Genomic DNA, 7933 nt, shown 5'->3' with positions numbered 1-7933 from the left:
TTCCAAGGTAAGGTTCAAGCGCCAAAGGACGGTTAAAAGTGCGGTTTGCTTTTTCAAGAACCGTCAGTAAATTTGGATTCACGCGTTCCCTAACACCCATCGAAATCATGAGATACGCCCTTAATAAAAGTAATTGAAGACTTAACGGCTACCATAAAGGATATTCGCTTTCCGCCCGGCAATCAATTCCAAAATTCACCTCGTCTATACATTTTTCTATTCTTTTCTCCGGCAGTCTGATTGCCACTTTACACTTTTCTTGGTTTGATTTTACAAAAATCCACACACCCCTTCAAAAACGGTTGAAAACGGATTGGAGAGCGGTTGGTTATTCCATTTTCCGTTGAGAATGCTTAATTTTCATCTGCACTGCTCCCATCCTTTTTATAAAAAACCCTTTGATTATTTGATTGAAGTCCCCTGATCCAAACCGGTATTGTTTAAGTGCCTCCAAAGAAACCGCACCAATTATAAATTCAAGTTTCCTATAGCGGATTACCCCTTTTGAAAAATAGAACATTTTCTTCCCTGCAAAACATGGATTCAGACACTGCCCATACCTGGCCGTTTATGATTTTCGGTGGAAAATCTTCCGGTAAAACAGCCCTGCTTTTGGCTCTGGAAGGGAAAAACCCCTCAACCGCAGCCAGATCCAAGGGGATAGATTATTCCGGCTGGGGAATTGACATCTCCGGTGAATATTGTGAATCGGGAAAATTGCGCCGCGAACTGGTCACCGCAGCCCTGAAGGCGAAATTGTTGATTGTGGTTCAGGATGCTACCAGTGACCGTCTGGTCTTTCCTCTCCATTACTTCTTGATGTACCCTCATCCGAAAATCGGTGTGGTCACCAAAATGGATTTACCCGATGCAGACCCCCAACGCGCCGCCGGCTTGCTGCGGGCTGCCGGGGTGGATGGGGAAATTTTTTACGTGTCCGTCCTCAGTGGTGAAGGAATCTCTGGTCTCAGAGATTTTCTTTTAAAACAAGATTTCTAAAAAAGGAGTGTAACAATGGCTAAAGAACTAGGTGAAGCATTAGGTTTGATCGAGACCCGCGGATTGGTAGCCATGATTGAGGCTGCCGATGCAATGGTCAAAGCCGCCAACGTGACCCTCGTCGGCATGGAGAAGGTCGGTGCCGGGCTGGTGACGGTCATGGTGCGCGGCGATGTTGGCGCCGTCAAAGCTGCAACCGACGCTGGAGCCGCGGCGGCTAAGCGGGTAGGCGAAGTGGTTTCAGTTCATGTGATTCCACGCCCCCACTCCGACACCGAAAAACTGTTGCCGTCCAGGGAATAGCCCTCAGGCTGTCCAAAGTGTTTCGCGTGTGCCACCGTAAAACGGCGCAGACCCTGTTCTGCTGCGTCAATTTCTGACAGAGGAGAGAGATTCAATGGATGAAAAATTGTTAGATACAATTGTCAAACAGGTCATGGAAAAGGTGTCAGGTGGTAACTCCTCTCCACAATCCGCCCCCACCGCTCCCTTCCAGAACCCTGGTCTGACAGAATTTGTTGGAACCGCCATCGGGGATACGATCGGAATCGTCATTGCAAACGTGGATCCGGTCGTTCACGAAAAGATGAAACTTGACCCCAAATACCGCTCGATCGGCATTCTCAGTGCCCGCACAGGTGCCGGCCCGCAAATTCTGGCTGCGGATGAAGCCGTCAAAGCGACCAATACCGAGATCGTGGATATTCAACTGCCGCGCGATACCAAAGGCGGGGCCGGTCACGGTTCATTGATCATCTTTGGAGCCGAAGAAGTTTCGGATGCCCGCCGCGCCATCGAGGTAGCCCTCAAAGACCTTGCCCGCACCTTTGGCGATGTCTATGCCAACGATGCGGGGCACATTGAACTGCAATACACCGCGCGGGCCAGTTACGCCTGCCAGAAGGCCTTCAATGCCCCGGTTGGAAAGGCATTCGGCCTGACTGTTGGAGCGCCGGCCGGCATTGGCGTGCTGATGGTGGATGCTGCCGTCAAATCCGCCGATGTGGAAATGATCGGCTACCTTGGACCCACCACCGGCCTGTCCTACACAAACGAAGTGGTCGGCTTATTCTGCGGGGATGCCGGTGCCGTCCGGCAGGCAATTATGACCGCCAGAGAAGTTGGTGTCAAGCTTTTAGGTTCATTGGGTGACGTTCCAAAAAGCCTTGGCGTTCCATATATCTAGAGCCAGTCAATGCTCCAAAAAGGAGGTTAAAACCAATGGCTAAACGACAGAAACGATTTGAGGTTTTGGATGCCCGGGATGTCAACAAGGACGGTTTCGTAACCGAATGGCCTGAAGTCGGTCTGATTGCGATGGGCAGCCCGAATGACCCAAAACCCAGCATCAAAGTGGTCAATGGGGTCATTACGGAAATGGATGGCAAAAAACGCGAGGAGTTCGACTTCAACGAAATTTTCATCGCCAATTACGCTATCAACACCGCCCTTGCCGAAGAAATGATGGCCATCCCCAGCGTGGAGATCGCCCGAAAAATTGTGGACATAAATGTACCCCGTTCTGAAGTGGCCCGCATCTTTTCCGGTTTAACCCCGGCAAAGATTGCCGAAGTCATGGATGAACTCAACATCGTCGAAATGATGATGGGCATCCAGAAAATGCGTGCCCGTCGGACTCCCGGTAATCAGGCTCATGTGACCAACCTGCAAGACAATCCGGTGCTGATGGCAGCCGATGCCGCCGAAGCCGCCTATTACGGATTCGATGAAATCGAAACCACGGTGGCTGTTTTTAACTACGGGCCGATGAATGCACTGGCGCTGCTGGTCGGGGGTCAGGTCGGGCGTCCCGGCATCTTGAGTCAGGACGCGCTGGAAGAGGCCACCGAACTTTCGCTGGGTTTGCGCGGCTTGACCGCCTATGCCGAAACGGTATCCGTCTACGGCACCGAAAAGGTGTTCATTGATGGTGACGATACGCCGTGGTCAAAGGCTTTTCTGGCTTCAGCCTACGCCTCGCGCGGCTTGAAGATGCGCTTCACATCCGGCACCGGTTCGGAAGTGCAAATGGCGTATGCCGAAGGCAAGTCCATGCTCTATCTGGAAATCAAGTGCGTCATGATCACCAAAGGCGCCGGTGTGCAGGGCCTGCAAAACGGCTCGATCAGCTGCATCGGCGTGCCCGGCGGGGTGCCCGGCGGCATCCGCGCCGTGGTAGCCGAGAATCTGGTCACCACCTGCTTGGATCTGGAAGTGGCATCGGGCAATGATCAGACCTTCTCCCACTCCCCCATCCGCCGAACGGCGCGTCTGATGGGTCAATTCCTGCCCGGTACCGATTTCATCTTCTCCGGTTACAGCGCTGTGCCGAACTACGATAACATGTTCGCCGGCTCAAACTTCGATTCGGATGACTACGACGACTACCTCGTCCTTCAGCGCGATCTGAAGGTGGATGGCGGTCTGCGTCCGGTGCGGGAAGAGGAAGTCATTCAGGTGCGCAACAAAGCCGCCCGTGCAATTCAGGCCGTGTTCGATGAACTGGGCTTGCCGCGCATCACCGATGAAGAAGTGGAAGCCGCTACCTATGCTTACAACAGTCAAGATATGCCGCCGCGCGATAAGGTTCAGGATACCAAAGCCGCTCAGGACATGATGAAACGCGGCGTTACCGGTGTGGATGTGGTCAAGGCACTTGCCAAACGCGGATTCACGGATGTGGCTGAGGCCGTCTTGAACATCCAGAAACAGCGCGTTTCCGGGGACTACCTGCAAACTTCTGCGGTTTTGGATCGCAATTTCAATGTGGTTGCGGCGATCAACGATCTCAACGATTATCAAGGCCCCGGAACCGGCTATCGTTTGCAGGGCGAACGCTGGAAACAGATTGCCGATATTCGCCATGCCATGCGGCCTGAGGACATATAAGGAGGATTCCCATGACCCAAATTTCTGAATCAATGGTTCGAGAGGTAGTCAAAGAAATCCTCGCCAAAATGGCTGCTGAGTCGGGAAGCAGCCCCACCACGACGCAGAAACAGCCGGCTGCCCCAACCACCTATCAAGTCAGCGATATGATCTTGCGCGAAATCGGTGAGGCAAAACCCGGCACCTCTCCTAACGAAGTGGTCATTGCAGTGGCACCCGCATTTGGGGATAAGTTGAAAAAACGAACCATCACCGGCATTCCCCATGCCGCTGTGCTGCGAGAAATCATGGCCGGCATCGAAGAGGAAGGATTGAAACCCCGTGTCATTAAGGTGTACCACACCTCGGATCTGGCTTTTATCGGAAAGCGCGGCGCAGAGTTGAGCGGCTCCGGCATTGCCGTTGCCATCCAATCACGCGGCACGACCCTGATCCACCAGAAAGACCTGCTCCCCTTGCAAAATCTGGAACTGTTCCCGCAGGCCCCGGTGATCAGCCTTGAAATGTACCGCCAGATTGGACGCAACGCAGCCCGTTATGCCAAAGGCGACTCCCCCAGCCCGGTGCCGCAGATCAATGACCAGATGGCACGCCCCAAGTATCAGGCGATTGCGGCAGTCTTCCACATCCGGGAGACACAATTCGTTGACCCCAACAAAAAGCCTGTTGAGCTGGAAGTTAAGTTCCAGTAATCGAAAGGAGTGTACCAATGTCCCAACAAGAGTTAATTGCTGCAATCGTACGTGAGGTTCTGGCGGAGATGAGCGGAGAAAAGCGGCCGTTTACGCCTTCCGCTCCCTCCCTTAACGGAAAACTCCACTACCAGAGAGATTACCCGCTGGCTAAAAAACACCCTGAACTGGTGAAAACCTCTACCGGGAAATCGCTGGATGAGATCACCCTGGATGCTGTGCTGGCCGAAAAGATTAAAGCGGAAGAAATCCGCATCACTCCGCAAACCCTCGAATACCAGGCCCAGATTGCCGAAAGCATCAACCGTCCGCAGCTGGCCCGAAACATGCGCAGGGCAGCCGAGTTGACCCGACTTTCGGATGAACGGATGCTGCAAATCTACAACGCTTTGCGACCGAACCGCTCCACCAAAGAGGAATTGCTGGCCATAGCCGATGAATTGGAACGGCAGTATGACGCCAAAATCTGCGCCGAGTTCGTGCGGGAAGCCGCCCGAGTGTACGAAGCCCGTGGAGTTCTACGAAAAGAATGAAACCGCTACCGAATGTGGCCGGCGGCTCAAATCCCCGCCGGCCACTCGGTCTGAATCTCACCCGAACAGGATTTAGTCATGGCACACATCATTGCAGGTGTGGATGTAGGCAATTCAACAACCGAGGTGGCAATTGCTGAAATCTTCGATTTCGACCGCCCGCCCCGTTTCCTTTCCACCAGCCGGGTTTCCACCACGGGCATCAAAGGGACGCTGAGCAATCTGCCCGGCATCGTGATCGCCCTGCAGGAAGCCGTAAAAAATGCAGGAATTGAACTCCGTCAACTCGATCTGGTGCTGTTGAACGAGGCAACTCCCGTCATCGGTGATATTGCCATGGAAACGATCACCGAAACCATCATCACCGAATCGACCATGATCGGGCACAACCCGGCCTCCCCCGGTGGTTTGGGGATTGGTGTGGGAAAAACCATCCACATCAAAGACCTGGTCAATGCCAAACGCAACGAGCCCTTGATCGTGGTCATCCCCAGGGAGTACGATTTTGAACTGGCAGCCGACATTCTGCGGCGCGCCCTGGAAGCCGGTATGGACATTCGCGGCGGCATCGTTCAAGCCGACGACGGGGTGTTAATTGCCAACCGGCTGCCCAAAGTGCTGCCCTTTGTGGATGAAGTTTCCCTGATTGACCATGTCCCCTTGAACATGCTCGCCGCCGTGGAAGTTGCCGAACAGGGGCAGGTCATCCGCCAGCTTTCCAACCCGTATGGCATCGCCACCCTGTTCGACCTCTCGCCTCAGGAAACGGCACTGGTGGTTCCAATCGCCAAAGCCTTAATTGGTTTGCGCTCCGCGGTGGTCATCCGTACCCCGGCTGGTGATGTGCAGACCCGCCGAATTCCGGCCGGCACCCTCAAACTGATCGGCGATGTGCGCACGGTCATTGTCGAAGTAGATCAGGGCGCCGATGCCATCATGAAAGCCCTTGAGCAGGTTGGCAAATTACAGGATGTCGAGGGCGAAGCCGGTACCAACGTCGGCGGAATGGTGCAGCGAGTCCGCCAGACCATGAGTGATGTCACCGAAAAACCCCTCCACGAAATCAAGATCCGCGATATTCTGGCAGTGGATTGTCTGGTGCCTCAGCGCGTTTCCGGCGGGATTGCGCAGGAATTTGCCATGGAGAATGCGGTCGGGCTGGCCGCCATGGTCAATACTGACCACCTGCTGATGGAGCGGGTCGCCAACGCCCTGTCCGAGGAGATCAAAGTACCGGTAGAACTGGGTGGGGTTGAAGCCAACATGGCGATTTTAGGAACCCTCACCACCCCCGGCATTGATGCCCCCCTGGCAATCCTCGATCTGGGGGCGGGTTCCACCGACGCAGCCCTGATGCAGCGCGACCGTAAAGTAACCAGTATTCACCTCGCCGGTGCAGGAAACATGGTTACCCTGCTCATTCAAAGAGAACTGGGCCTGCCCGGTCCGAGCGATATTGACCTTGCCGAACAGATCAAACGGTATCCGCTCGCCAAGGTGGAAAGCCTTTTCCACATTCGGAATGAAGACAACTCCGTTCGCTTCTTCAAAGAGCCGCTGGATCCACGCCTGTTTGGTCGGGTTACGCTGATCACCGAAGATGGGCTGGTACCGTTACCAACCGATCACACCATCGAACGCATCCGCGAGGTACGCCGCGAGGCGAAACGGAAAGTGTTTTTGCGGAACTGCCTGCGGGCTCTCCAGGCCGTTGCCCCGTTAGGCAATATCCGCAATATCGATTTTGTGGCAATTGTGGGCGGTTCGGGTCTGGATTTCGAACTTTCCCAAATGCTGATGAATAAATTGGCCGAATTCGGCATTGTGGTTGGCACAGCCAACATTCAGGGACGCTTGGGGCCAATCAATGCCGTAGCCACCGGTCTGGTATTGGGTTACCTCGAAAGGCGGCGCGAAAAACGATGATGGCATCCTCCACCCTTGAAAGACCAGCCATCTACATCTCCTTGATGCAGGCTACACCCGCCGAATATGCCCGCTGGGTGGAAATCGGCGCGGAAGAAGAGGGTGTACCCTGCCGCCTTGTAGAGATTGAGGGAAAAGATCTGATCGAGAGAGCCTATCAGGCGGCAACGGCTTCTCCGTTGAAAATTGGCGTTGCCGTTTCGAACAACGCTGTGGTGCTGCACGAATTTCACATGCCGCCGCACCAGCCGGTTCTAGTTTTCGAGCTGGATAACAATCCCCAGCGCGCCTGCCGTTTGATGGGCGCCAATGCGGCGCGTTTCTTCGTACGCCGACCGCTGTATCTGACGCCGCTACCCGAACCTGCTCATCCTGTTGTCGAAAGCGGTGAAAAGTCCCAAAGTCTGTCACCAGCCGAGCTGAAGCAGGTTGTCAGGCTGGTTTTGCTCATTCTACAAAAATTGAGGGAAAGGGGAGCCTTATGAACAAAGCCCTGGGTTTAATCGAAACGATTGGCCTTGTGGCCGCCATTGAGGCAGCCGATGCTGCCGTCAAAGCCGCCAATGTGGTCTTGTTAGGATATGACAGCGCTCGAGCTGGAAAAATCACCATCAAACTGGCCGGCGATGTGGGTGCGGTTCAGGCCGCTGTGGCCGCCGGGGTTGCCGCCGCTTCGCGGGTCGGAACGGTGTTTGGTTCGCTGGTCATCCCCCGCCCTCATGAAGAAATTGACCCGTTGATTCGCCAAACTTTTCACGGCCCGGTTGCCCCGAAAACCCGACCCCCAACAAGCCGGCAGCCCATGAAGGAAATCGAGCAAGCCGCGCCGGAGAAAGAAATCCCCGCACAAGAAATTCCATCCTCAGCCGAGGAGACGGCAGAACCCACCCATCC

9 protein-coding genes are annotated in these 7933 nt (G+C 54.6%); all 9 read left to right on the top strand.

Annotated elements, in window-relative coordinates:
- Positions 1-504 precede the first annotated feature (504 nt).
- Complete coding sequence (locus tag ACWIZX_RS08420) at positions 505-999, top strand: EutP/PduV family microcompartment system protein (protein WP_448335457.1); 495 nt, start codon at positions 505-507, stop codon at positions 997-999.
- Between the two features lie 15 nt (positions 1000-1014).
- Entirely contained in the window at positions 1015-1302 is a 288-nt protein-coding gene (eutM, locus tag ACWIZX_RS08415; protein WP_448335456.1) for an ethanolamine utilization microcompartment protein EutM, read from the top strand.
- Positions 1303-1396: 94 nt separating this feature from the next.
- Positions 1397-2185, top strand: a complete 789-nt coding sequence (gene pduB / locus ACWIZX_RS08410) for a propanediol utilization microcompartment protein PduB (RefSeq protein ID WP_448335455.1) — start codon at positions 1397-1399, stop codon at positions 2183-2185.
- Positions 2186-2220: 35 nt separating this feature from the next.
- On the top strand, positions 2221-3888 hold the full coding sequence (locus tag ACWIZX_RS08405; protein WP_448335454.1) for a propanediol/glycerol family dehydratase large subunit: 1668 nt from the start codon (positions 2221-2223) through the stop codon (positions 3886-3888).
- Positions 3889-3899: 11 nt separating this feature from the next.
- Complete coding sequence (locus ACWIZX_RS08400) at positions 3900-4580, top strand: propanediol/glycerol family dehydratase medium subunit (protein ID WP_448335453.1); 681 nt, start codon at positions 3900-3902, stop codon at positions 4578-4580.
- A gap of 17 nt (positions 4581-4597) precedes the next feature.
- The gene (locus tag ACWIZX_RS08395; protein ID WP_448335452.1) at positions 4598-5113 is read left to right on the top strand and encodes a diol dehydratase small subunit; all 516 of its coding nucleotides are present in this window, start codon (positions 4598-4600) and stop codon (positions 5111-5113) included.
- Positions 5114-5191: 78 nt separating this feature from the next.
- Positions 5192-7039 carry a diol dehydratase reactivase subunit alpha gene (locus ACWIZX_RS08390; protein WP_448335451.1) on the top strand — a complete coding sequence of 616 codons (1848 nt, stop codon included), beginning with the start codon at positions 5192-5194 and terminating at the stop codon, positions 7037-7039.
- The gene (locus tag ACWIZX_RS08385; protein ID WP_448335450.1) at positions 7036-7524 is read left to right on the top strand and encodes a glycerol dehydratase reactivase beta/small subunit family protein; all 489 of its coding nucleotides are present in this window, start codon (positions 7036-7038) and stop codon (positions 7522-7524) included. Before ACWIZX_RS08390 ends, ACWIZX_RS08385 begins: the two co-directional genes overlap by 4 nt.
- The coding region (locus tag ACWIZX_RS08380) for a BMC domain-containing protein (protein WP_448335449.1) at positions 7521-7933 on the top strand (413 nt) is incomplete at its 3' end. The genes ACWIZX_RS08385 and ACWIZX_RS08380, both read left to right, overlap by 4 nt.

The sequence above is a fragment of the Bellilinea sp. genome, assembly GCF_053501535.1.
Note: the sequence above shows the minus strand (reverse complement) of the source record. Positions and strands in the feature narration are given on the sequence as shown.